Origin of the sequence: Bacillus sp. USDA818B3_A, assembly GCF_009928415.1 — a bacterium.
Lineage (GTDB): Bacteria > Bacillota > Bacilli > Bacillales > Cytobacillaceae > Neobacillus.
This window is the reverse complement of sequence record NZ_JAABNN010000021.1, coordinates 50,616-74,106: the sequence shown is the minus strand read 5'-3', so window position 1 is coordinate 74,106 and position 23,491 is coordinate 50,616. Positions and strand designations below refer to the sequence as shown.

The 23,491-nt window shown below is 38.8% G+C and carries 23 protein-coding genes and 1 riboswitch; of the genes, 9 read left to right on the top strand and 14 right to left on the bottom strand.

The genetic code is table 11. From position 1 onward, the window contains the following. Positions 1-54: 54 nt before the first annotated feature. The 3 genes from GXK58_RS22640 (at position 55) to GXK58_RS22630 (ending at position 7,443) form a co-directional block, all read left to right on the top strand. Complete coding sequence (locus GXK58_RS22640; protein WP_160725451.1) at positions 55-1,350, top strand: glutamate-1-semialdehyde 2,1-aminomutase; 1,296 nt, start codon at positions 55-57, stop codon at positions 1,348-1,350. A 320-nt stretch (positions 1,351-1,670) separates the two neighbouring features. Beyond that, positions 1,671-6,140, top strand: coding sequence for a glutamate synthase-related protein (locus GXK58_RS22635; protein ID WP_160725450.1), 4,470 nt, complete (start codon positions 1,671-1,673; stop codon positions 6,138-6,140). A 235-nt stretch (positions 6,141-6,375) separates the two neighbouring features. Continuing rightward, positions 6,376-7,443, top strand: a complete 1,068-nt coding sequence (locus GXK58_RS22630; protein WP_160725449.1) for an FUSC family protein — start codon at positions 6,376-6,378, stop codon at positions 7,441-7,443. Positions 7,444-7,509: 66 nt separating this feature from the next. On the opposite strand, the gene GXK58_RS22625 is transcribed toward GXK58_RS22630, so the two are convergent. The 3 genes from GXK58_RS22625 to GXK58_RS22615 form a co-directional block, all read right to left on the bottom strand. Further along, entirely contained in the window at positions 7,510-9,279 is a 1,770-nt protein-coding gene (locus GXK58_RS22625; protein WP_160725448.1) for an ABC transporter ATP-binding protein, read from the bottom strand. Positions 9,280-9,365: 86 nt separating this feature from the next. Further along, positions 9,366-9,896 (bottom strand): nucleoside tri-diphosphate phosphatase, encoded by a 531-nt coding sequence (ntdP, locus tag GXK58_RS22620; RefSeq protein WP_160725447.1) that lies wholly within the window; start codon positions 9,894-9,896, stop codon positions 9,366-9,368. A 194-nt stretch (positions 9,897-10,090) separates the two neighbouring features. Next, positions 10,091-10,348, bottom strand: a complete 258-nt coding sequence (locus tag GXK58_RS22615) for a YgaB family protein (protein ID WP_160725446.1) — start codon at positions 10,346-10,348, stop codon at positions 10,091-10,093. Between the two features lie 59 nt (positions 10,349-10,407). On the opposite strand from GXK58_RS22615, the gene GXK58_RS22610 reads away from it, so the two are divergent. Continuing rightward, the gene (locus GXK58_RS22610; RefSeq protein WP_160725445.1) at positions 10,408-10,650 is read left to right on the top strand and encodes a hypothetical protein; all 243 of its coding nucleotides are present in this window, start codon (positions 10,408-10,410) and stop codon (positions 10,648-10,650) included. A 6-nt stretch (positions 10,651-10,656) separates the two neighbouring features. On the opposite strand, the gene GXK58_RS22605 is transcribed toward GXK58_RS22610, so the two are convergent. After that, on the bottom strand, positions 10,657-10,977 hold the full coding sequence (locus GXK58_RS22605; protein ID WP_160725444.1) for a gamma-type small acid-soluble spore protein: 321 nt from the start codon (positions 10,975-10,977) through the stop codon (positions 10,657-10,659). Positions 10,978-11,063: 86 nt separating this feature from the next. After that, on the bottom strand, positions 11,064-11,813 hold the full coding sequence (gene fabL / locus GXK58_RS22600; protein ID WP_160725443.1) for an enoyl-[acyl-carrier-protein] reductase FabL: 750 nt from the start codon (positions 11,811-11,813) through the stop codon (positions 11,064-11,066). A gap of 139 nt (positions 11,814-11,952) precedes the next feature. Here fabL and GXK58_RS22595 point away from each other — a divergent pair, with 139 nt between their 5' ends. Continuing rightward, on the top strand, positions 11,953-12,177 hold the full coding sequence (locus GXK58_RS22595) for a hypothetical protein (protein ID WP_160725442.1): 225 nt from the start codon (positions 11,953-11,955) through the stop codon (positions 12,175-12,177). Positions 12,178-12,346: 169 nt separating this feature from the next. Here the strand turns inward: GXK58_RS22595 and mutY are convergent, their stop codons facing one another. Further along, entirely contained in the window at positions 12,347-13,447 is a 1,101-nt protein-coding gene (mutY, locus tag GXK58_RS22590) for an A/G-specific adenine glycosylase (RefSeq protein ID WP_160725441.1), read from the bottom strand. A 176-nt stretch (positions 13,448-13,623) separates the two neighbouring features. Between mutY and GXK58_RS22585 the strand changes: the two genes are divergently transcribed. Then, complete coding sequence (locus tag GXK58_RS22585) at positions 13,624-14,604, top strand: metal-dependent hydrolase (protein ID WP_160725440.1); 981 nt, start codon at positions 13,624-13,626, stop codon at positions 14,602-14,604. Positions 14,605-14,630: 26 nt separating this feature from the next. On the opposite strand, the gene GXK58_RS22580 is transcribed toward GXK58_RS22585, so the two are convergent. Next, on the bottom strand, positions 14,631-14,882 hold the full coding sequence (locus tag GXK58_RS22580) for a YfhJ family protein (RefSeq protein ID WP_160725439.1): 252 nt from the start codon (positions 14,880-14,882) through the stop codon (positions 14,631-14,633). Positions 14,883-15,010: 128 nt separating this feature from the next. Here GXK58_RS22580 and GXK58_RS22575 point away from each other — a divergent pair, with 128 nt between their 5' ends. Then, on the top strand, positions 15,011-15,190 hold the full coding sequence (locus tag GXK58_RS22575; protein ID WP_160725438.1) for a small, acid-soluble spore protein K: 180 nt from the start codon (positions 15,011-15,013) through the stop codon (positions 15,188-15,190). A 110-nt stretch (positions 15,191-15,300) separates the two neighbouring features. Here GXK58_RS22575 and GXK58_RS22570 read toward each other — a convergent pair whose 3' ends face one another. Further along, a complete protein-coding gene (locus tag GXK58_RS22570) occupies positions 15,301-15,627 on the bottom strand; it encodes a YfhH family protein (RefSeq protein ID WP_160725437.1) in 327 nt (108 codons plus the stop codon). A gap of 62 nt (positions 15,628-15,689) precedes the next feature. Continuing rightward, positions 15,690-16,508 (bottom strand): recombination regulator RecX, encoded by an 819-nt coding sequence (gene recX / locus GXK58_RS22565; RefSeq protein ID WP_160725436.1) that lies wholly within the window; start codon positions 16,506-16,508, stop codon positions 15,690-15,692. Positions 16,509-16,662: 154 nt separating this feature from the next. Here recX and GXK58_RS22560 point away from each other — a divergent pair, with 154 nt between their 5' ends. Together GXK58_RS22560 and GXK58_RS22555 are read left to right on the top strand one after the other, a co-directional pair. After that, positions 16,663-16,809: a YfhE family protein gene (locus tag GXK58_RS22560; RefSeq protein WP_442862497.1), complete on the top strand. Its 147-nt coding sequence runs from the start codon at positions 16,663-16,665 to the stop codon at positions 16,807-16,809. Between the two features lie 121 nt (positions 16,810-16,930). Further along, positions 16,931-17,107: a YfhD family protein gene (locus GXK58_RS22555; protein ID WP_160725435.1), complete on the top strand. Its 177-nt coding sequence runs from the start codon at positions 16,931-16,933 to the stop codon at positions 17,105-17,107. Between the two features lie 42 nt (positions 17,108-17,149). Here the strand turns inward: GXK58_RS22555 and GXK58_RS22550 are convergent, their stop codons facing one another. The 5 genes from GXK58_RS22550 to GXK58_RS22530 form a co-directional block, all read right to left on the bottom strand. Beyond that, a complete protein-coding gene (locus GXK58_RS22550) occupies positions 17,150-17,806 on the bottom strand; it encodes a glycosyltransferase (RefSeq protein ID WP_160725434.1) in 657 nt (218 codons plus the stop codon). A 55-nt stretch (positions 17,807-17,861) separates the two neighbouring features. Continuing rightward, positions 17,862-19,064 (bottom strand): glycosyltransferase family 2 protein, encoded by a 1,203-nt coding sequence (locus tag GXK58_RS22545; protein ID WP_160725433.1) that lies wholly within the window; start codon positions 19,062-19,064, stop codon positions 17,862-17,864. A gap of 162 nt (positions 19,065-19,226) precedes the next feature. Continuing rightward, the gene (locus GXK58_RS22540; RefSeq protein WP_160725432.1) at positions 19,227-20,456 is read right to left on the bottom strand and encodes a homoserine dehydrogenase; all 1,230 of its coding nucleotides are present in this window, start codon (positions 20,454-20,456) and stop codon (positions 19,227-19,229) included. Positions 20,457-20,536: 80 nt separating this feature from the next. Next, positions 20,537-20,645: riboswitch (SAM riboswitch) on the bottom strand. A gap of 139 nt (positions 20,646-20,784) precedes the next feature. Further along, positions 20,785-22,161, bottom strand: a complete 1,377-nt coding sequence (gene argH, locus GXK58_RS22535; protein ID WP_160725431.1) for an argininosuccinate lyase — start codon at positions 22,159-22,161, stop codon at positions 20,785-20,787. Between the two features lie 60 nt (positions 22,162-22,221). After that, positions 22,222-23,433, bottom strand: coding sequence for an argininosuccinate synthase (locus GXK58_RS22530; protein ID WP_160725430.1), 1,212 nt, complete (start codon positions 23,431-23,433; stop codon positions 22,222-22,224). Positions 23,434-23,491 lie beyond the last annotated feature (58 nt).

The window sequence follows — 23,491 nt, the reverse complement described above, 5'->3', positions numbered from 1 at the left end:
AGTCAATTAAAATAATGTTAAAATAGAATGATACGTGATTAAGGAGGTAACATTGTGCAATTTACAAATTCAGAAAGACTACATAATGAGGCATTAGAACATATTGTAGGTGGTGTTAACAGCCCATCTAGATCTTATAAGGCAGTTGGCGGAGGGTCTCCAGTCGTCATGGAGCGAGGTCAAGGCGCTTATTTTTGGGATGTTGATGGCAACCAATACATTGACTACCTGGCAGCATACGGGCCAATTATTACTGGACATGCCCACCCGCACATTACAGAAGCAATTAAACGTGCAGCAGAGACAGGGGTGCTTTACGGAACTCCAACCCCGCATGAAGTAAAATTCGCCAAAATGCTCAAGGAAGCCATTCCTTCATTAGACAAAGTCCGCTTTGTTAACTCTGGCACAGAAGCAGTGATGTCCACTATCCGTGTAGCCAGGGCACATACAGGCCGTGACAAAATCATTAAATTCGCCGGCTGCTATCACGGGCATTCAGACCTGGTTTTAGTTGCTGCAGGATCAGGTCCATCCACACTCGGGACACCAGATTCAGCAGGCGTACCTAAGAGTATTGCCCAAGAAGTCATCACTGTTCCTTTTAATGAAATTGAACCACTCAAACATGCATTAGAAAAATGGGGCGATCAAGTTGCTGCTGTATTAGTTGAGCCAATCGTCGGTAACTTTGGGATTGTTGAACCAAAACCAGGCTTCTTACAGCAGGTTAACGACCTCACCCACGAAGCGGGAGCACTTGTCATTTACGATGAAGTCATTACAGCATTCCGCTTCATGTATGGCGGCGCACAGGACTTGCTGGGAGTGCAGCCAGATTTAACTGCAATGGGAAAAATTATCGGCGGCGGTCTTCCGATCGGAGCCTACGGCGGACGGAAAGAAATAATGGATAAGGTTGCACCGCTTGGCACTGCTTACCAAGCTGGGACAATGGCTGGAAACCCTGCCTCCATGCTGTCAGGAATTGCCTGCCTTGAGGTATTGAAGCAAGATGGTGTTTATGAGTATTTAGACCGATTAGGGGCGATGCTTGAGGAGGGAATTCTAGAAGCGGCCAAGGAGAATGGGATTGAAATCACTATTAACCGTTTGAAAGGCGCTCTTACTGTTTATTTTACAAATGAAAAAATAGAAAACTATGAGCAGGCAGAAAATACTGATGGTGAAATGTTTGGTAAGTTTTTTAAACTAATGCTTCACCAAGGTATAAACCTCGCTCCATCGAAATATGAAGCTTGGTTCTTAACGATAGCTCATACAGAAGAAGACATTGAAGCGACATTACACGCGGTAAGAAATGCATTTTCTTCACTTAAGAACGAATAATTATACATTTTTTATGCACGAAAGGGAGTGGAAAACACTTCCTTTTATTTTTAAAACATAAATGAAAACGTTTACATAAATGGTTTTCTTCCTGAATTTGCATATTTTTCAACTTACTTTCATATCCAAAATTATGTATATTTATTTGATTTCTGAAAATTCTTGTGATAATATAAGTGTAGTATTTTTCTTTTTAATTTTTGCTTATTAACATCCTAAAAGAGTTAATAAATATAATTTATAAAATAATAGATTTATAATCCAAAAGTACCATAGGAGGTGAAACGGCTTTAACGGTAAAACCGATGAAGCCATTAATAATGTCACAAAATTGGACCCCTTCCCTATTTAAAGATTTTCACAAGCAGGAACATGATGCCTGCGGTATTGTTTCATGTCTTGAAAAAAATAAAATTCCGACAAGAAAAAACATCTTTGACTGTATCGACGCCCTGGTTACCATGAACCACCGTGCTGGTTTCATTAACGGCGAAGGTGATGGTGTAGGGATCCATATGGACATTCCTAATAAGCTTTGGAAAGAAAAATTAAGTAATGCCGGTATAGATCCAAACCTAGCAGATCAAGATGATTTTTCAGTCGGACATGTGTTTGTCAGCCGAAAGGTAAACTGGGAAACTACTAAACAAGAATTACAAAAAAAGCTTGAAGATTATCAGTTGACCTTAGTATTTGAAACAGATGAGGTCACAGACTCCTCTGCCTTAGGCCCAATTGCGATTCAAGAGAACCCTGTGTTCTGGCAATTTGCCTGCGTTTCTACAAAGAAAGGCAATGAGTTGACCAAAAATCTTTTTAATGCCCTTATCGACATTGAAACAAACGAGAATGTTCATGTAGCATCTCTTAGTCAGCATCACGTTGTCTATAAAGTAATGGGTGCTGGAGATATTTTACCCCGTTACTATAAGGACTTAGCAAGCCCGATTGTTGCTTCCACCATGACGCTTGGGCATAACCGTTATTCTACGAACACATTATCAAGCTTTTTCCGAGTGCAGCCTTTTAGTGTTCTAGGTCATAATGGTGAAATCAATACCATTGCTAAGCTTCGTGACGAAGCAAGAATGATCGGAGTTCCTTTAGTTAAAGACGGCAGTGACTCCCAAGATTTAAGCCGTACAATGGAAACTTTAATCTGTCGCGAGGGATATACTTTATTTGAAACAATGGATTTATTGTTCCCGCCAATCGTAAACGAAATTAAGTCATACCCTGAACACCTTCAGGATTTATATACTTATCTCCGCGAAGCATGGGGACATTTTGCACAAGGACCTGCAGGGATTATTTCCCGTAATGGTGATGAAGCCGTATTTAGTGTAGATGCATTAGGTTTACGTCCATTATGGATGCTAGAAACAGAAAGTTCTTATCTTTTCTCTTCTGAACCAGGGATTATTCCTTCTAGTGAATATGTGAATGAACCGAAGCCATTAGCACCTGGTGAGAAGGTTGGTTTTAAATGGAATGGTGACTCCTTAGAGGTTTTCGAGCACAGCCGTTACCAAAACGAGGTTTACAGCCGTTTCAATGAGCGATTAACGATTAACGAATCAAGAGTGCGCCTGCAGCCTCCTGCCTTTAATAAAACCGTTACAATGAGCTATCCGGATAAAATTCATAATGGACAATATAAGGCTTTTGGCTGGGAACGGGACCATATCCAATTAATTGAACAAATGGCCGAAAAAGGTGTCGAGCCGATTCGTTCACTTGGACACGACGCACCGCTTGCTGCCCTTAATCCAGAACGCGTAAATATCGCTGACTATATTAAAGAAAGTGTTGCCGTTGTAACAAATCCTGCGATTGACCGTGACCGTGAAACAGAGCACTTCTCTACTCGTGTAATTATCGGGAAACGGCCGCATCTTTTTGCTGCTGAAAAAGCAAATGCAGTCATTGAGCTTACCACTCCTTTATTAGTGGAAGGAAAAGCTGGATTCTCATGTGCAGAAGCATTAGGTCAGCCTAGCTTTGATCAGGTAGTACACCACTTCCAAGAACAAAAATTAGCGGCCTTCATCTCTACTACCTTTGCAAGCAGCGAAAAATTAGATAAAGCATTAGAAAGACTGGCAAATGAAGCAGTTCAAGCCGTTCAAGCTGGTAAAACACTGCTGATTCTTGATGATGCGAAAGCCCATCAAGAAGATTCCTATTGGATGGATTCACATTTAGTTACTTCTGCTATCGATCAAGCATTAGTAAAAGCTGAGTTAAGAAGAGATTGTTCGATCCTATTACGTTCTGCAAGCATCCGCTCTCTCCATGACATTATTACTGTTTTTGGTTTAGGAGCAGATATGATCAGCCCGTACTACATGTTCTTAACAGTTCTCGATGAAACAGCTAAACCATTAACAAACCTATATAGTGCCCTTACAAAAGGATTAGAAAAAGTTATTTCCACTATTGGAATTCATGAACTGCGCGGTTACGGCAGATTATACTCCAGTATTGGCTTACATGAAGAAGTAGCGAAGGTATTAAACATAGTAAACTTCTTCGGTTCAAAAGAACTCGAAATGGATTTCGAGGCATTGAAGCAGGATTCCATTAAAAGAGCGGCAGATTACCAGAATGATAAGGAGAGAGTCGGTAAAACATTCCACCTCTTCCCTCGTATCTGGAAAGCAATAGGTGAAGTTGCTTCAACCGGTGACTATAACGTATACCGTGATAAAATCACTGAACAGGAAGAGCAAAACCCGACTACCATTCGTCATTTAGTATCACTTAAAAAGAGTAATAAACAAGTAGCATCAGAAGAAGTCGATCTTAGGGTTGGTGAACATGATCTGCCATTCTTAATTTCTTCAATGTCATTTGGTTCTCAGAACGAAATTGCTTTTAGAGCCTATGCTGAAGGTGCTGATCGTTTAAACATGGTGAGTTTAAATGGTGAGGGCGGAGAAATTAAAGATATGCTCGGTAAATATCCAAGAACAAGAGGACAGCAAATCGCTTCCGGCCGTTTCGGGGTAAATGCCGAACTATTAAACTCTTCAAACCTATTAGAAATTAAGATTGGTCAAGGCGCAAAGCCTGGTGAAGGCGGTCACTTACCTGGTTCAAAGGTTACAGCAAAGGTTGCCGCAGCTCGTAACGCTACACTAGGTTCCGATTTGATTTCACCATCAAATAACCATGATATCTATTCAATTGAAGATTTGGCACAAATGATTCTAGAATTAAAAACTGCCAATGACCAAGCAAAAATTGCTGTTAAAGTACCTGTTGTACCAAATATCGGTACAATCGCTGTTGGTATTGCCAAAGCTGGAGCAGATATCATCACACTAAGCGGCTTTGATGGCGGTACAGGTGCGGCTAGAATCCATGCCCTTCAATATGTGGGCTTACCTGTTGAAATTGGTGTTAAAGCCGCTCACAATGCCCTATTAGAAAGCGGTCTTCGCCATAAAGTTGAATTATGGGCAGATGGCGGCATGAAGAGCGCCATGGATGTTATGAAGATTATGCTTCTAGGTGCGAACCGGGTTGGTTTTGGTACATTAGCTATGCTTTCGATTGGTTGTACAACTTGCCGCGGCTGTCATTTGGATACTTGCCATGTCGGTATTGCGACGCAAATTGAATCGGAAGCACAAGCAAAAGAACACGGACTTCGTCGATTTGTACCAAGACAGTTTGATTTAGCGGTTCAAGGAATTATGAATCTATTTACTGCATTTGGCACGGAGTTAAAGGCTCTTGCCGCTTCATTGGGAATTAATAACTTACAGGATGCAGTTGGCCATTCCGAACTATTAGAGCAGGTTAAAGGAGAAGATCAACTGAATCTTTCTTATCTGTTAAAACCGCTTGAAATCGGCCAGTTTGCTAAAATAGAAGCATCAAAATCAATTGAGGAAGTTCAACTTCAAGTGGCAGCAGGTGCAGAGTACCTTGATGCAAGTGTAGATCAGCTTCATTCGTCACGCGAGTTTGAAAGTGTAACCTCTGAGCAAAGAGTATTAGGAAGCCGGGTATCCTGCCACCGTGTCCGCGGAAGACTGGATGGCTCTTATAAACAGCTGGCTCCAGTACAGCTTAAGTACAAAGAAGGTTCCATTCCTGGCAACGGTTTAGGTGCTTATAACAGTGAAGGCATTGAAATTACTGTCAATGGCGGCGGTCAAGACGGCGTTGGTAAAACTTCATTTGGCGGTAATATTCACGTTCTTAAGTCTAAAGGTAAAAATGGCCGTTATCTGAATGGTTCAGTTGGTAAAGGTTTCGGTTATGGTGCACAAAAAGGACTTCTTGTTGCTCAGGGTAATGCTGATGCCCGTGCGGGAATTCGTCTTTCTGGTGCTGATTTAATTATCGGCGGTGCCCTAAAGCAGCCACTGCCAGAAAAAGAAACAGGAAATATCGGAGCAAATGCGAATATCAAAGGCTTTGCTTTCGAATATATGACTAATGGCCGCGGTCTTGTTCTCGGTGACCCAGGTCCATGGATTTGTGCAGGTATGACCGGTGGTGTGGTTTATATCCGCCATCAGCCTGAAATGGGTCTAACCAAGGATGCAATCCAGCGCCGCGTTGCAAAAGGTGCCAAAGTATCTGTTGTGAATTTAGACGAAAAAGGTAAAAAGGATATTAATGAACTTTTAGGTCAATATACTGCTTTACTTGCACAAAATGGTCAATCAGAAGAGGCAAATGAGCTTAAGGCTCTTTTAGAGAATCCAGAAAATCACTTTGTTCAAATTCTACCTGTTAAAGAGCAGGCTGACCCTTCTGTATCAACAGAGTGATCTAAGGAAAAGAGCAAGCACATGCACTATGCATTTGCAGACAAAGGAACAGGTTTACGCAGGAAACGTCCACTAATTATAGTGGACGTTTTTTTTTACATTTTTTTAATATAAACTGAATATAAAAATTGATATAATATCTCTTGCTAATATCCTTTATTCATTGTATAGTACATATTTGTTATTCATTTGTACTCATACAATTTAAACGACCAGTTGAAAGGAATCTACTTAAATGAAGTTAGGTGCCCGAATTTTAAAAACGGGAATAGCCATTGCATTATCCCTTTTCATAGGACAGCTGCTCCATTCACCTTCCCCTGTCTTTGCCGGGATTGCTGCAATCTTTGCGATTCAACCGACCATATATCGCTCGTATTTAACGATCATTGAACAAATTCAGGGAAATATTATTGGGGCTTTATTTGCGGTTATTTTTGTTCTTTTATTAGGAAATCACATTATTGTAATTGGACTTGCAGCTATTATTGTCATCCTGTTAAATCTAAAACTTAAACTCGAAAATACGATTGGATTATCACTCGTAACTTTAATATCCATTATGGAAACGCAAAGTGATAATTTTATCCAGTTCGCTGGTATCCGTTTTTCGACGATTATGATTGGTGTATTTTCCGCTTTTTTTGTCAATCTTATCTTCATGCCGCCAAAGTATGAAAATAAACTGTATTTTAAAATCGTAAATACGACAGAAGAAATCATAAAATGGATTCGGCTAAGCACTAGGCACGACTATGATCATCAATTACTAAAGGCAGATATATTAGATTTTAAAGACAGCATCCATTCGATGGAACAGCTATATACAATGTATAAGGAAGAGCGCAGTTACTTTAAGAAAGTTAAATTGGAAAAATCCCGTAAGTTAGTCATTTACCGTCAATTAAATATAACAGCTAAAAAAGCATTGGATACTTTAAAAAGGCTTCATCGCTTTGAAAATGAACTCCTGCAGCTTCCTGAGAGCTTTAAGGAGTCTATCCAGGAGCAATTAGATAGTCTAATTTATCATCATGAACAGATTATACTTCGCTTTATTGGGAAGGTACCTATTCCCCATTCCAATGTTAAAGAAACAGACTGTATTAATAAAAAAGAATTGTTTGATTTTTATTTAAAACATGTAAGGGAAATTGAGGATCATGATAATCCGCACTTATATCATTCCATGCAGATTATCGCAACTATTATTGATTACGGAGAACAGGTGGAGCATCTAGATACCCTAATAACCAGCTTTCATTCCTATCATCACAACGAAGTATCAATCGAAGAGTCATAACTTAAATGAAAGAACCCTGCCAATAGCACGGGTTCTTTTATCATTATATTTATTTCTTTTTATGACTTAAACAGACGCCTGTTCTTCCTTACTTTCTAGCTGCTGAACCTGGAACAGTTTATAATAATTCCCCTGCTTAGCCATTAGTTCTTCGTGTGTTCCTACCTCGACAATTTCCCCGTGCTCAATTAGTACAATCCGGTTGGCATGGGTAATAGTTGATAAGCGGTGCGCAACAATAAAGGTCGTTCTGTCTTTTGCAAGCTCCTCAAGTGATTCCTGAATAAGATGCTCGCTTTCTAAGTCCAATGCAGAAGTGGCTTCATCGAGTAGCAGGATTGGGGGATTTTTTAAAAATACTCTGGCAATCGCAACACGCTGTTTCTGACCGCCAGATAGCTTTATACCCCGTTCTCCTACCTTGGTGTTATATCCTTCTGATAGGTTTAAGATAAACTCATGAGCATTGGCTGCTTTGGCTGCCTTGTAAACTTCTTCTTCAGAGGCATCAGGCTTCCCCAATAATATATTATCTTTTACCGATTCACTAAATAGAATGTTATCTTGAAATACGACTCCTATTTTATCTCTAAGAGATTGTACCTTAAATTTGCGTATGTCAACACCATCTAAGGTGATCCTTCCCTTTGTAACATCGTAGAAGCGTGGAATAAGGCTAACAAGCGTAGATTTTCCTCCACCGCTCATCCCAACAAGAGCAATGGTTTCTCCTTTTTTAATATCTAAATGAATGTCTTTCAAGACCATCTCATCTTCTTTGTCATATGAAAAGGATACATGTTCAAAAGAGATATTCCCCTTTACTTCTGTGCAGACCCGAGCGTTAGGCTCATCCACTATATCATATTTCTCATCAAGGAATTCAAATACCCGGTCCATCGAAGCAAATGATTGGGTGATGGTAGTAGATGAATTTACAAGCCTTCTTAACGGATTGTACAGTTTATCGATATAGGCAAAAAAAGCAACCATTGTTCCAAGTGATAATTGATCCTGGATAACAAGGTAGGCTGAGTATCCAATTACTATCAATGGGGCGATATCAGTAATCGTGTTTACTGCTGCAAAAGATTTTGCATTCCAGCTAGTATGCTGCAAGGCTTTTTCTAAAAAGTTTTTATTCTGTTTATCGAACTGCGATTGTTCATACTCTTCTATTGCAAAGCTCTTAATAACCGGCATTCCCTGGACTCTTTCATGCAAATAACTTTGTACCTCTGCAAGTGCCTGTGAACGTCTCCTAGTCAAATTCCGCAGATTACCGAAAAAGTAGCGAACTGAGAAGGCGTATAGTGGAAATAACAAAATAGATACAACGGTTAATTTAACATTCATATAAAACATAAAGATAATAGCAATAACTATTGTAGCAATGTCGAGCCAAAGATTCATTAATCCAGAAGTAACGAAGGTCTTTGTCTGTTCTACATCATTAATTACACGTGAAATGATCTCACCTGCACGGTTATTGGAAAAATAACGAAAGCTAAGCTTTTGGATGTGAGTATACATTTGATCACGAATATCATATAGGATTTTACTTGACGTCCATTGGGCAAAATATTGACGATAGTATTCAATCGGCGGTCTTAAGATGACGAATACAACAATCATAACTCCCATAATAAGCAGCAGTTTACTTATTTTTTCATCATGAGAAATCCCATTATTTCCAACAATATCATCAACTACGTACTTTATCAGCATAGGAATGATTAACGGTATAGAAAACTTAATAATGCCAATGATAATGGTCCATATGATTTGTGCGCGATATGGTTTGACAAATTGCAGATACCTGCGAATACTGTTCAAGCAATCCCCTCCTTTATCCATTATACTTAAACAGTTAAAAACCTGTTGCTTTCCAAACAACAGGTTCTTCATATAGCAAAAATTATTTAACGTCTGTAAGTTAAATAACGTTCATACCAAATATCGATAAAATCCGGTGCAAAAGGACCGTTACGCTGCCGAATCATTTGAATTAATTTTTCAACGTTCCTCTTTAAGATTTTATCAATAACATCTGGATAATTCATTTCACGGCGATGCCGTTCATATTCATCTTCGTCTAGTAAGTTAAAGGTCATATCAGGAAATACCTTGATATCGAGATCATAATCAATATACTTAAGTGCCTCACCATCGAAAATAAATGGTGAACTTATATTACAGTAATAGTGGATGCCATCTTCACGAAGCATTCCAATAACATTGAACCAGTATTGAGAGTGGAAATAACATATAGCTGGTTCTCTTGTTATCCACGTTCTTCCATCTGATTCCGTTACAAGTGTCCGGTCATTTCCGCCAATCACTAAATTCTGAGACCCTTTTAAAACTGTTGTTTCTTCCCAGACGCGATGGATGTGCCCATTGTGTTTATAGCTATGTATTTGCATTGGTTCACCTTCGATGGGTACGACCATTTTCTCCCCTACCTTCATTTCTGAACGCTTTGAAACCTATTTCTTAACCGTTTAATACAACAAAAGGTAACAAAGTAAAATTCCTATTTACTATTATTATAACGGTTAAGACAAGAATTTAAAACAAAAGAGCCAGATTTCAATGGCTCTTTGTAAAAAATTGTTTAATTTTTCTCGATTTTTGGTCCCAAAAATTATAAAGTTGGGGTTAAGTTCATTTCACGATAGGAGTTTATGACTTCTTCTGTCTGTTTTTCAAACATTAGCTGAATATCTTTTAGCTCTTTTTTCATTAACTGTATATCATTTTTTATACTCTCAAGATGGGTCTCATTTTGCAGATTCTGAAGTTCTTCCTCAATTTGTTGGCATCGCTCAAGCTCAGCTTGCAGATATAATAATTTTTCCATTGTCACCATTTGCTCGGAAACTAATCGGTTAAAATGATCCATTTCCCTCACCGCCTTATTTTAAGCTATTATATGTATTCTCGAACAGCACGAATTTCCCTTTGACTAGTTCTGTAGACAAATCAGAAGTTTTGTCGAAAGTAGAAAAGCGGAAGCGCCTTGATCAGCCCCGACAAGCACAAGACAAGCCGGCTGAAAGGTTGCTTTTTAACCTTTTGGACGGATTGGCTTGTGACCTCGAGGGGCTAGGCGCTGGAGCTGGACAAGTAGAAAAGCAGAAGCGCGCCTTGCTCATAAAAATAAAGAAGGCACTCTTACGAATGAAGAGTGCCTTCTTTTTTTAAGCTTTATTAGCTTTGGCCGAATTGACCACCGCTGTTTTGGTTTTTACGAGATTCTGCTTGTTGGTTTTGTTGTCTTACTTCTTGAGCATTAGTTTCGCTCGCGAATTCAGTTCCAAAAGAACCTGCAGAACCTGCAGCGCCAGCAGAACCAGCACCAGCTGATTGTGCATTTTGACGTCTTACTTCAGCAGCATTTGTTTCGCTTGCAAATTCAGTTCCAAAAGAACCTGCAGAACCAGCACCAGCTGATTGAGCGTTCTGTTGTCTTACTTGCTGGATGTTAGTTCCAGCAGAAGTTTTGTTTGGCTGTTGATTGAAGTTTGCCATTGATATCACCTCCACGAAATTAATATGTCCCGGCTTCGTGGAGAATATCCCAAAAAAATTATTTAAAAATAATTTTTAAAATTGAACTAAACGAGTAACGAAATTCCGCCATCTACAATGATTGTTTGTCCTCTAATCATGCTGGATTGATCTGATAAAAGAAACATGACACTATTAACGATATCGTCAATTTCCACCATTCGTCCTGCAGGTGTCTTCTCTCTTGCCTCTTGCAGAAGCTCTTCCCGATTAGGAAAATGCTTTAATGCCTCGGTATCCACTGCCCCGCCTGATACGGCATTAACAATTATATTTTTTTGAGCTAATTCAACAGCTAAGTATCTTGTTAATGCTTCTAGTGCCGCTTTAGAAACACCCACAACCGTATAATTTTCTAAATAACGAATTGAACCGAGTGAACTGATACTTACAATCTTCCCGCCGCCATTTTTCTCCATCAGTTTTGCGGCTTCTTGGGCACAAAATAATAAAGCTTTACTATTGATATTTAATGTCCAATCCCAATGCGATTCCTCTAATTCCATTATCGGGCGCTGAACTCCGGAAGCAGCATTATTAACAAAGATATCTAACCGGCCGAATTCTTGATCTATCTGGGCAAACATATCTTTTATCTTAGCCACATCACCAACATTTGCCTTTACAACCAATACCTTTCTACCCAATGCTTCAATTTGCTCTGCAACCTCAAGGGCGCCCCTTTTACTTCTTGCATAGTTAATTACGATATCATACCCCTCTTTTGCCAGACGAAGGGCCGTAGCCTTACCAATTCCTCTTGAGCTTCCTGTAATAAGTGCGACTTTTTGTGTCAATTAGATCATCCCCTACTATGTATTTTAAGTTAAATCACGAAATGCTTTACTTTTCTATTCATTTTATCTTTTCCATGTATAGATGACAATTAATATAAAACACTAAAATTAAATACGGTTCGAGAGGAGTTCAGGAGATATGTACATAGGCCGAGATATGACAGAGCTTTCCCTGATGGTAAAAACAGATTGGAAAGATAGCGAACTAGCCTTCTTTCATCATTCTTTACAACAAATTGCTCCCTATTTAAATAGTGAAGGACAAACAATTCATCGAGAAATTATTGAGGAAATTGAAAATCGAGGCGGGATCAAACGGCAAGAAGCGGATTATACACATGGAACCAAAACTGTATATGATTAATATAATGAGAAGAAAAGCGGAAGCGCCTTGAACAGGGGTGACAGGCATAAGACGAGCCGGCGAGAAGGCTGCTTTTTAGCCTTCTTGACGGATTGGCTTATGACCCCGAGCCCCTAGGCGCTGGAGCTGGACATTTATCCAAAAAGGAATAAACGCGGTACCAGCGCGTTTATTCCTGTAAGGAACTTTTATACATTTGAAAAATTTTTTGATAAGATACAGGAAATGCATAGTTCTCCATTTCTTTAAATGAGACAAGTTTCCAATCCTCATTTTCTTGAAAATCATCAGAAATTGTACCAGTATAGACTTTAATATTCCATACCAAGTGGGAGAAAATATGTTCTATTTGGCCAATAATCGTTTCAAGGTCCGTTTTTAGTTGCAGCTCTTGATCAAATAATTTTACTATTTCTTCACGATCATTTTGCAGTTGGTGATGAATTTCAACATTTGGAAATTCCCATAAATTTGCTAGTAAGCCGCTCGCTGGACGTTTGTGTATAAGGAGTTTACCCTCTCTATTTACTAGGACAGCTGAAGCTAGTTGAACATCACGTGTTTTTGCCTTTTTTGTTTTTATAGGAAGTTCATCTTGAACCCCTTCGAAAAAGGCCTGACAATGTTCCCGGACAGGACATAATAAACACGAAGGAGAAGTGGGCGTGCATATAATAGCGCCAAGCTCCATTAATGCTTGATTAAATGAAGATGGATCGTCATGTGAAATTAAATCCCTGACAGCCTGTTCAAAAACTTTCCTAGAGGATGCTTTAGCTATATCATCCCAAATTAGCAGTATCCTGGATAGTACTCTCATTACATTTCCATCTACAGCCGGCTCGGGGATACCATAGGCAATACTTAAAATCGCCCCAGCTGTATAAGGACCTACTCCTTTTAGTTCAGCTATTGCTTTAGGCGTATTAGGTACTTCTCCATTGTATTTCTCCCTGACTTCCTTCACTGCAGATTGAAGATTACGTACCCGAGAATAATATCCTAGACCTTCCCATGCTTTTAGTACTTTATCTTCATCAGCATCAGCCAGATCATCAATCGTCGGGAACCACTCAATAAAGCGATTAAAATATGGGATGACTGTGTCAACCCTTGTCTGCTGCAGCATGATTTCTGAAACCCAAACCTTGTAGGGATCTTGATCCTTGCGCCACGGCAGATCGCGCTGTTCTTCTTTAAACCAAGAAATTAAATCATTTTGAAAAGCATTTATATTGATTTTTTCAGAATTTTCAGGTTCAATAATCATAACTTTTGTTCCTCCAAGTTGTTAAACCTCACGAAAAGAGGGAAAATAAAAAGAAAAGCGAAGGCGCCTTTAGGTGCGCTCCTACCTATGAAGCTGGACAATGTTAAGAGTCCATTCATTTACGATAAGCTAAAATAGTTTGTTTGACAAGAATATATTAAAGGAGGAATATCCATTTGGATACTGGAACACATGTGGTAATGGGTATTGCTTTAGGCGGACTTGCAGCCCTCGATCCAGTAGTTGCCGGCAGTCATGCTACGGCAACAAGTGTTTTGATTGGGACCATCGCAGGTTCACAAATCCCAGATATTGACACCGTCTTAAAACTTAGAAATAATGCTATCTATATTCGAAACCATCGCGGAGTTACACATTCTATACCCGCCGTTATTTTATGGCCGCTGCTGATTATTGCGGTTGTCTATCCGTTTTTCTCAGGTGCAAACCTTTTGCATTTATGGGCATGGACTTTTGCTGCTGTATTTATCCATGTTTTCGTTGATATTTTTAATGCATACGGCACTCAAGCACTTAGACCTTTCTCATCCAAATGGGTAGCACTTGGAGTGATTAATACCTTTGATCCGGTAATCTTTACCATTCATATCATTGGGATCTTCATTTGGATTATTGGAGCGAATCCTGGGGTTACCTTTCTAATTATGTATGCTGTTATCATTGCCTATTACATTAGAAGATACTTAGCGAAGAATAAGGTCTTGCAGGAAGTTAAAAAAATTATTCCTGATGCAACAGAAATAATTATTGCCCCAACGATGAGGTTTCATCAGTGGAGAATTGCAGCGATGAATAAGGAAGAGTTTTTTGTGGGCAGAGCTTTAAATAATAATATTGAGATCCTTGACAAGTTTATCCGTATCCCTGTTCCAAATACACCTGTAATTGAAGCAGCTAAAAAGGATAAAAACCTTTCCGCGTTCTTGTCATTCTCTCCTGTTTATCGATGGGAAGTTGATGAATATACTGATTTTTATGAAGTGCGCTTTATCGATCTACGATATCGAAGTAATGGTCACTATCCATTTGTAGCTGTTGTTCAATTGGATCGGGATTTAAATCCGATTAGCTCTTATACGGGCTGGGTGTTTAGCGAGAAGAAGTTAAGGAAGAAGTTGAGTATTATACCGGGTTAAGAAGGGCTATAAGCCCTTCTTTTATTTTATTGTATCAAGAATTTTTTATATTTAGGATTGGTTGCAACAAACTCGTGGAGCTTGTCTCCGTAATTAGAAATCCATTGGGTGACAATTCGTTCAGTCATTTCACTGCCCTTGTATTCCCAGCCAGCTTTGGCGTAGGTGGTTTCAAAATCATCCCATAATAACTCCACCCATGTTCGAGCCTGTTCATAGGTGAGCTGGCCGTTTTTATCTATCAACATTTGAATTAATCTTTCATGGTATTCCTTCATTCATACACCTCATTACCATTTTCTTATAACATAACCTTCAATCGATGCGTCAATACTAACGGTACGTGGTTGGCACATTGACATATGTGTTTTTCACGTTTTTCTCATTCCCTAATTGGAGGTACAGCATGAGAAATAAGGCAACTAATTTTCCAAACCAAAATAATAACAAGCTTGAGGGAGAACCGCGGGCAAAAGCCGAATATGCTTCCACAAGAGCGGATGGCAGTATCAATACTCATCCACAAGAACGTATGCGGGCATCTGGTGAACGTGATGACGAATCACCGCAAGCAGTTTGGAAATAACATCGAAGAGCGAAAGCGCCTTGAACAGGCGCTGTAGCTGGACAATTATCAAGATAAAAAGACAAGCCAGAGTTCATCTCTGGTTTGTCTTTTTAATTTTTCCATCTCTTTTATTTTAAAGGTGTTAACACGGAGATAGGCAGTGCTTCTTCTTTCCCGTCACCTTTTAACCGATAACCCCAAGCAAACACACCATTCATATAATCAATTTTAAAATATTGACCCGGATCCCCTTCAATTTGATAAATCTCTCCAGGTTTAAATGTATCTGGATTTATTATATATGCTCGGGCCATTTGCACCTTTCTTTCAAGGACAGCGAACTCGTTCACCATTCCCATTTGCTCCGCTTTCCGAGCCTTTTCTTTGAGATCCGCAATCTCTTGTCTTAATTCATGCTCTGTCATCTCACTGTAACGTCTTTCCTGCTGATGCATTTTTCCCACTCCATTTTTAAGAATTCCTGCCTTCAATTTTTCTTCGTCGAAGGACTGCCCATTCAAAAGTCTGCGTTTTTCTCTTCCAAGAAACGCTCAATTAAATCGATGGTAAAACCTTTACGGTATAGAGCTTGTTTCATCTTTTGCTGGTACTCATAACCTCCAAGTTGAGCATACTTCCTATGAAGTTTCTCACCCTGAAATCGAACAGCCTCCATTTCACCATCATCTTGTTTTTCTATATCCGTTTCCTTAACAGCAATGTTTATGATCTCGTATGTGTATCCTTTTCTTAGGAGCAACTGCTCAAGCTTTTGTTTTTGGACCTTTAGAGAATCCTTTGCGTTTTTTTGGTAAAACTTTTCCGTTAATTTCATGGCCTTCTCTATTTGCTGTTCTAATGGAAATTCTTCAAGTGCCCTGATAAGAATATCCTCAGAAACTCCCTTTTCCTTTAATTCCATTTTAACAACATTTGTACCTTTATCTGTGGTATTAGCCTGAGTCCTTACATAAGCAAACGCATAGTCTTGGTCATTGATATATTTCTGTGAAGTTAATTTATAAATAACCTCTTTAATGACGGGCTCGTCCACTTCCTTCTGGACAAGGTAATCTTTAATTTCTTTTTCCGACCTCATTCTTCTTGCGAGGTAATTTACAGCCAAATGATAAGCCTTCCGAATGTCATCCTGGTATTGAATCTCTAGGAAGGAAAAGTCATCAAGCTCCATTCCCTTTTTCAATTGAAATTTGATTAGAACATCACTGTCGACACTAAACGCAAATTCCTCGCCTTTTCCCTTGCCGTAATCCATAAAAACGTTAAAGCGGTCTTGGTTCTTCTGCTGTGTGGTGATTTTTGTAATAATGCCCATTTCATTCACCTCAAGACTAATTTAACATATTACGAAAGCTTTTTTAAAAATATATTGCAAAAAACCGTATCATTTTTTTCTAAAAGGTAAAAATGGAAATAAGTACATATTTAGTTTTCAGCCTGATTAGCTTTTACCAAAAATGTTGAAAGGAATGATTATAATGGGTGAAAAGAAGAAGAAAGACAGCAGGGGCGGAGGAAAATATCCGTTAACAAGCATGCAAGAGGTGCGCTACCAGCGCGATTTTAAGATGGCTGACCGTGCAGCTGGGTTCACGGATAAAAAGACTCGCATCTAACCCGAAAATTCTTAAGCTTAAAAATAAAATTTTTCCATTAATGGACTCCTTTCAGACAGTAAAAACTACTCATGAGGGCAATTACTGCTCTTATTAGTTCAACTTGAAAGGGGTTTTTTTCATGGGCCGCGCACAAGGGCAAAAGCATAATAAAGGGTCACTTCCACAAGTTCCAAAGAATTTAAAAACGGATGGGAAAGATGTTGAGTATTCAGCAGAGTTTGCTGATCACGCAGATCTTGAGGCACAAGCACGTGCCAATGCCGCTAATCAGCGGGTAAAAAATCGGAACAGATAAAAACACTAATTCTAAATAGAGAAGCAGGGGGGACCCTGCTTCTTAAACAAAAGTATTTTCCTTTTTAGACACGATTGTTTGGAAATCATCCATATAACCAACAAGGTCTCCCCACTCCATCAAATCTTCATCTGAAATCTTCCAAGTATGTTTTTTTGAGTTTTGCCTATTAACAGCAAAATCATAAGGATCCGTTGAATAAATTTGAAAACCTTCTTTTTTGCATTGGTCAATAAAAAAGTAATCCTCCGCACGATTTACTTTTTCGAACCGGACATAATAAAACACGTTTTTTCTAAACATCAGGGTTGCCCCAGCTACTGAATCTGCTATCGCATTTTCTGTTCCCTGAACATGAATTAAAGCCTTTTTATTTTGAAAGTAAATATAAACCGAGCTTTTACCCACTATCGAGATATTCTGGTCTTCAAACACTGACATTGCGTTTGTAATGTAATTGGGTCCGTAATAATCATCATCATCAAATTTAGCTATAATGTCATAGTCAGAGTTCAAGACCCCAAAATTTAAACAGTCTCCTAAGGCAGCCTGTTCATGTAATTGATAAACCCGAACATTTGGGTAGTTCTTTGCTTTCTTTAGCCATTTATCAATGTCCATGGAATCTTTATTTAAAATAATAATGAGTTCTTTTTCCTTCCACGTTTGCTGCTGATAATTGTTAAAAATATTATCCATGCATTCATCTCTTATTGTACAAGTTATAATAGAAACCACTCTTTTTACTCCTTTCTTATGAATTAATCACCAGGTAGATAAATTGTGATAAATTTGGATACAGTTTTTTCATTTTTTTCATATCCTTTTTTAATTCTTTTCTAGCTTTTGAACTAAAACCTGCTGCACCTAGGATATTTTTGTGACGAATATCAACTTCTAGCAAAAGGGTAATTGTTTCGAGAATATAGACCAATTTTTCTGAGAATATTTTAAATTCATCTGAATCAGATCCAAGCAGTGATTTATATTCCTTTAAAATGTTATTCATTGTCATCAAATCAGTCATTCTAGCAAGCTCTAGGGCTAAAATCAGTACATCCATATCATGGTGCTTAATAGTAAATAAACCAAAGTTTCCTACAGCTTCTCTCCACTTTCTTTCCCCAACTGGATGTTCCTGATGGTATGTGACCATTTGATTGCTGTTAATATATTGGGCACCCATTTGATATAACCGATATCCTAACTCCCAATCCTCATAACCGTAATGGTAAAACTCTTCATCAAACAACCCTGCCTTGATAATTAACTCTTTCCGCATGGAGATATTTCCTGTTAAGAAAGCCATCCATGGGAATGAGAATCCTTCCATTTCCTCATTAAAATTACTAGTAATCTCTTGAAACCATGGATAAGCATGGAATGATAGATCTTTATAGGTACCGGTATCGATATCTTTTTTCTCTAACAGTTGGTATGGTTTCGTAAGCGGGAAGCTGCAATTTTTATATCTCTTATATACCTGTTGATTATTTTTTGTCAGCTTGCCGAGCATGTTAAGGATTTCATCGGAGAAAGCGGGGTAAATACAGGAATATAATGCTTTAGAGTACATTGCCCCTGACACAATAACTTTATTAGAAGTTTGGTGGTAATTATAGTGATTTTCAACAAAGTCAGGCTCTGTGATCATTTCCGCATCAAGGAAAATAATAATACTGCCCTTTGCCGATTGAACTCCTAAATTTCTGACCCTCGCTCTCCCTAAATTTTGTGTGCTGTGAATGTATTGAAAATGATAGGGGGGATGATAGTTCTGCAGTGTCCTCTCAGTTTCATCAGTGGAAGCATCATTAATAAAGACCACTTCCATTTTGTTTGGGTTGAAGGTTTGTTTCTCGAGTGAATAGAGTGTAAGTAAGTTTAGGGGGTACTTATTTTGCGATGGAATAATAATACTAACCTCAATCTCATGATTCGAATTATTTTCGAGCATAATTGATTCTTCACATCCTTTTGATATAACTTGTCCGGTTTGTCCCTATAGGATATGATAGTCATTTGTATCTGACTAAACGTTCACCCTATTTTTTGCTAAGGATGGAGAATAAAAAAGAAAAAGAGCCCAAGGCTCTTTTATGTAGTAAGGTTCTATGTTTTATAAAGCTACTTTTGCCAGTTTACGCCCGCTTTCATATTCTCCTAAAATGGGATAAAAAACGAGCTCCTCATTTTGTGTTGAAAGCCTTCCTATATCTTCCCTTACCGCTTTGACAATACAATTTTCATCATCAACATGTTCAATTAACTTAATCGAATCGTTATTCACATTTTGCAGCCTACCGTTTATTAACCATGTTTCTTCTTTCTGGTCCTGTTCTGTGACTAAACTAGTCTCCTTAGTTGAAATAAACCCTTGGCCTGTTGGACGATTTTGGCAGACGTAAACTAAATCCTCAATAACGGCACTTGCTGTCGGATACATTCCTGCACCTGGACCTTGAAGTGTAATTTGGCCGACGATATCAGAATAAATATTTACTGCATTCTGTACCCCTTCAACATGATATAAAGGGTGTTCCTTGCCAATCAGTATTGGTTTAACAGATGCATGCAATTGATTACCCGATATTTTTAAGCTCGCAACATGTTTAAATCTTAACCCAAGGTTTTCAGCAGTTTCAATTAATTGGCCAGTTATTGATGTAATTCCCTTCCGCTCAACATCATGCCAATTTGGCTCTTCCTTGAAAGCAAGACGGCTTAGAATCATGGCTTTATAAAAGGCATCAAAGCCTTCGACATCATTTGTAGGATCTGCTTCTGCATAACCTTTTTCTTGTGCTGCCCGCAGAGCCTCTTCAAATGAAAGTTTCTTCTCTCTCATTTCCGTCAATATGTAATTTGAAGTTCCATTTAATATTCCTTGAACTTGCTGTACTCGATTGACATTTAATAATTGTCTCAAGGTTTGTATGACCGGTATCCCTCCAGCAACAGTTGCCTCATATCCGACGGAAACATTATGCCTTTTCGCAAGTTCAAGAAGCTCTTGTCCATAATGGGCAAACATTTCTTTGTTAGCTGTTATAATATGACAACCGCGCTCAATCGCTTTCTGTAAATAAGAGTAGGTTGGATCCTTATCAACAATAGCCTCGACGACAACATCCAGCTGTGGCAAATTGAGAATATCGGTAAATTCTGTTGTGACTAATACATTCTTCCTTATATTCCTTTCTTTCTGCTTATTTTTAACCAGAACTGCAGCAACTTCTACTTTTCTGCCTAAAACAGCAGTCAGCTCTTCTGAATGAGATTGTATCGTCCTATAAAATCCTTCACCAACGGTGCCAAAGCCAAGGAGTGCCACTTTAATTACAGACATGCTGATCCACCCTTCTAAATTTCGCTAATATTATAAACTAATAGAAAAGCCCTCTTACATAAGAAGAGGGCCTAATCCTCCCCTTATCTTTCAGGTTACAAACCTGCAGGAATTAGCACCTTTTCAAGGAATACCTTGAAGGTTGCCGGGCTTCATCGGGCCTAGTCCCTCCGCCTCTCTGGATAAGAGTCATATTTTATTAGAATTAAATTGCCAAGTTAATTTATAAAGGATATTTTAATTTAATTATTTACAAATGTCAATATATTCTTTTAATTTGAATAAAGAAAATTAAAACCCGCCCTTGGGCGAGTCTTTAAATCACTAGTTATCTTTGAAGTTTTCCCTCTGCAAGAACGATTTGCTGCTCCACCTGTGCCGGAGCGGTGCCGCCGAAACTGTTTCTAACTGCGACTACATGTTCTGGAGCCAATACCTCGTATATGTCTTCCTCAAATAATGGACTGAAGCCCTGGTATTCCTCAAAACTTAAATCTAATAAAAATTTATTCGATTGAATGGAATATAAGACGATTTTCCCAATGACTTCGTGTGCCTCACGGAATGGCAAGCCCTTTCTAACAAGATAATCGGCTATATCTGTAGCATTGGAAAAATCATTATTGATGGCTTTTCGCATTACATCTTTATTTACTGTCATCGTCTCAATCATTGGAGCTAACAGCTTTAAAGAACCTTCAAGTGTCTCTACTGTATCAAACATGCCTTCTTTATCTTCTTGCAGATCCTTATTATAAGCGAGTGGCAAGCCTTTAAGAACGGTTAATAGCCCAATCAGGTTCCCATACGCTCTGCCTGTTTTACCACGAAGTAATTCTGGTACATCTGGGTTTTTCTTTTGAGGCATGATACTCGAACCTGTACAGAAAGAATCATCTAGCTCAACAAACTGGAACTCCTGGCTTGACCAAATGACCAATTCCTCTGAAAATCGGGAAATATGAGTCATAATGATAGAGCCAATTGATAAAAATTCCAAAATAAAGTCACGGTCACTCACAGCATCCATACTATTAGGATAAACCGTTTCAAAGCCTAATAATTCTGCAACACGTTCACGATTGATAGGAAAAGTAGTACCTGCAAGTGCTCCTGAACCAAGGGGCAGCCAATTGACACGTTTCAGTGAATCGATCAATCTCTCTTTATCACGTTCAAACATCCAAAAATAAGCCATCAGGTGATGGGCAAAGGAAACTGGCTGAGCTCGCTGTAAATGAGTGTACCCTGGAATTAATGTATGAATGTTCTCTTTCGCCTGTACAATTAATGCCTGCTGAACATCTTCAATTAATTTAATCAACTCAGTTGTTTTCGTCCTTAAGTATAAATGCATATCAGTAGCCACTTGGTCATTACGGCTTCTGCCAGTATGAAGCTTACCTCCGACAGGACCGATTTTTTCAATTAAAAGCTTTTCAATATTCATATGAATATCTTCATCTTCAACTAAAAACTCAACCTCGTCAGCATCCACCATTTTCTTAATGGCTAAAAGGCCATCCTTTATTTTATCCGCATCCTCTGCTGGAATAATGCCGCATTCTCCGAGCATTTGAACATGCGCCATGCTGCCGGCAATATCTTCCTTCGCTAACTTTTGATCAAAGGAAATTGATGCTGTAAATTCCTCAACGAGCTTATTGGTTTCTTTCGTAAAACGGCCGCCCCATAACTTCGACATTGCTTTTCCTCCTAAATATAAAGAAGAGAGCCCCCGAAAGGGATTCGAGGGCAATCCGGATTATTTTAAAATGGTTTCTTTGTTATTTACTTCAGAATACACCTTTGTTGGCAGTCCCCAAAGCTTAATAAAGCCAACAGCAGCATTATGATCAAAAGCATCGCCTTTTGCATAAGTAGCTAGCTCCTCATTGTAAAGGCTGTGTGGTGATTTTCTGCCAACCACTGTGTGAGTGCCTTTAAGCAGCTTCACGCGGATTGTTCCAGTAACGACCTTTTGCGTCTCATTGATAAACGCATCAAGAGCTGGTTTTATCGGAGAATACCAAAGACCTTCATAAATAATCTTTGCCATCTGCTGTTCAACTTGTGTCTTGAATTGGGTCACTTCACGGGTTAATGTTAAGAACTCTAATTCCTTATGTGCATTAATTAAAATTAACGCTGCAGGGTTTTCATATACTTCTCTCGATTTAATCCCTACTAATCTATTTTCAATATGGTCGATACGGCCTACCCCGTGCTTACCGCCAATTGTATTAAGTGTTTCAATCAGCTGAACAAGCGGAAGCTTTTCTCCGTTTAGAGCAACCGGTACCCCTTGTTCAAATTCAATTTCGATATATTCAGGAGTATCTGGTGTCAAGTCAATTGGATTTGTCCAGTCAAAAGCTGCTTCAGGAGCTTCTGCCCATGGATCTTCTAGAACTCCGGCTTCGCAGGCACGTCCCCAGATATTGGCATCAATGGAAAACGGATTGTCTAAATTTACTGGAATAGGAATTCCGTTTTCTTCCGCGTATTTGATTTCCTCGTCACGGGTCATTCCCCACTCACGAACAGGTGCAACCACCTTTAAGCTAGGATTTAACGCTTGGATGGATACCTCGAAACGGACTTGGTCATTCCCTTTACCTGTACAACCGTGAGCAACCGCTGTTGCGCCTTCTTTTTCCGCAACCTCTACTAGTAATTTAGAAATAAGCGGTCTTGATAGGGCTGAAGATAGTGGATACTTTCCTTCATATAAACAATTAGCCTTTAAAGCTGGTAAAATATATTCTTTTGCCAGCAATTCTTTTGCATCTATCATATACGCTTTTGTAGCGCCAACTTTTAATGCTTTATTTTTAATAGCTTCTAAGTCTTTTCCTTCACCAACATCTAAACCTAGAGCAATAACATCATAACCGTACTTTTCTTGGATCCATTTTACTGAAACGGATGTATCTAAACCGCCTGAGTAGGCTAAAACAATCTTTTCCTTAGTCATTTTTACTCTCCTCGAACTCTAATGTGGATTTTTATTCATTTGATAGAATTATTATACA

What these genes read in the sequence shown, in the direction of transcription:
- GXK58_RS22635 (WP_160725450.1), top strand. Translation starts at nt 1,671, where the DNA reads ATGTCACAAAATTGGACCCCTTCCCTATTTAAAGATTTTCACAAGCAG.
- GXK58_RS22630 (WP_160725449.1), top strand. Translation starts at nt 6,376, where the DNA reads ATGAAGTTAGGTGCCCGAATTTTAAAAACGGGAATAGCCATTGCATTA.
- ntdP (WP_160725447.1), bottom strand. Translation starts at nt 9,896, where the DNA reads ATGGTCGTACCCATCGAAGGTGAACCAATGCAAATACATAGCTATAAA.
- GXK58_RS22615 (WP_160725446.1), bottom strand. Translation starts at nt 10,348, where the DNA reads ATGGATCATTTTAACCGATTAGTTTCCGAGCAAATGGTGACAATGGAA.
- GXK58_RS22605 (WP_160725444.1), bottom strand. Translation starts at nt 10,977, where the DNA reads ATGGCAAACTTCAATCAACAGCCAAACAAAACTTCTGCTGGAACTAAC.
- GXK58_RS22595 (WP_160725442.1), top strand. Translation starts at nt 11,953, where the DNA reads ATGTACATAGGCCGAGATATGACAGAGCTTTCCCTGATGGTAAAAACA.
- mutY (WP_160725441.1), bottom strand. Translation starts at nt 13,447, where the DNA reads ATGATTATTGAACCTGAAAATTCTGAAAAAATCAATATAAATGCTTTT.
- GXK58_RS22580 (WP_160725439.1), bottom strand. Translation starts at nt 14,882, where the DNA reads ATGAAGGAATACCATGAAAGATTAATTCAAATGTTGATAGATAAAAAC.
- GXK58_RS22575 (WP_160725438.1), top strand. Translation starts at nt 15,011, where the DNA reads ATGAGAAATAAGGCAACTAATTTTCCAAACCAAAATAATAACAAGCTT.
- GXK58_RS22570 (WP_160725437.1), bottom strand. Translation starts at nt 15,627, where the DNA reads ATGCATCAGCAGGAAAGACGTTACAGTGAGATGACAGAGCATGAATTA.
- recX (WP_160725436.1), bottom strand. Translation starts at nt 16,508, where the DNA reads ATGGGCATTATTACAAAAATCACCACACAGCAGAAGAACCAAGACCGC.
- GXK58_RS22560 (WP_442862497.1), top strand. Translation starts at nt 16,663, where the DNA reads ATGATTATAATGGGTGAAAAGAAGAAGAAAGACAGCAGGGGCGGAGGA.
- GXK58_RS22555 (WP_160725435.1), top strand. Translation starts at nt 16,931, where the DNA reads ATGGGCCGCGCACAAGGGCAAAAGCATAATAAAGGGTCACTTCCACAA.
- GXK58_RS22550 (WP_160725434.1), bottom strand. Translation starts at nt 17,806, where the DNA reads ATGGATAATATTTTTAACAATTATCAGCAGCAAACGTGGAAGGAAAAA.
- GXK58_RS22545 (WP_160725433.1), bottom strand. Translation starts at nt 19,064, where the DNA reads ATGCTCGAAAATAATTCGAATCATGAGATTGAGGTTAGTATTATTATT.
- GXK58_RS22540 (WP_160725432.1), bottom strand. Translation starts at nt 20,456, where the DNA reads ATGTCTGTAATTAAAGTGGCACTCCTTGGCTTTGGCACCGTTGGTGAA.
- argH (WP_160725431.1), bottom strand. Translation starts at nt 22,161, where the DNA reads ATGTCGAAGTTATGGGGCGGCCGTTTTACGAAAGAAACCAATAAGCTC.
- GXK58_RS22530 (WP_160725430.1), bottom strand. Translation starts at nt 23,433, where the DNA reads ATGACTAAGGAAAAGATTGTTTTAGCCTACTCAGGCGGTTTAGATACA.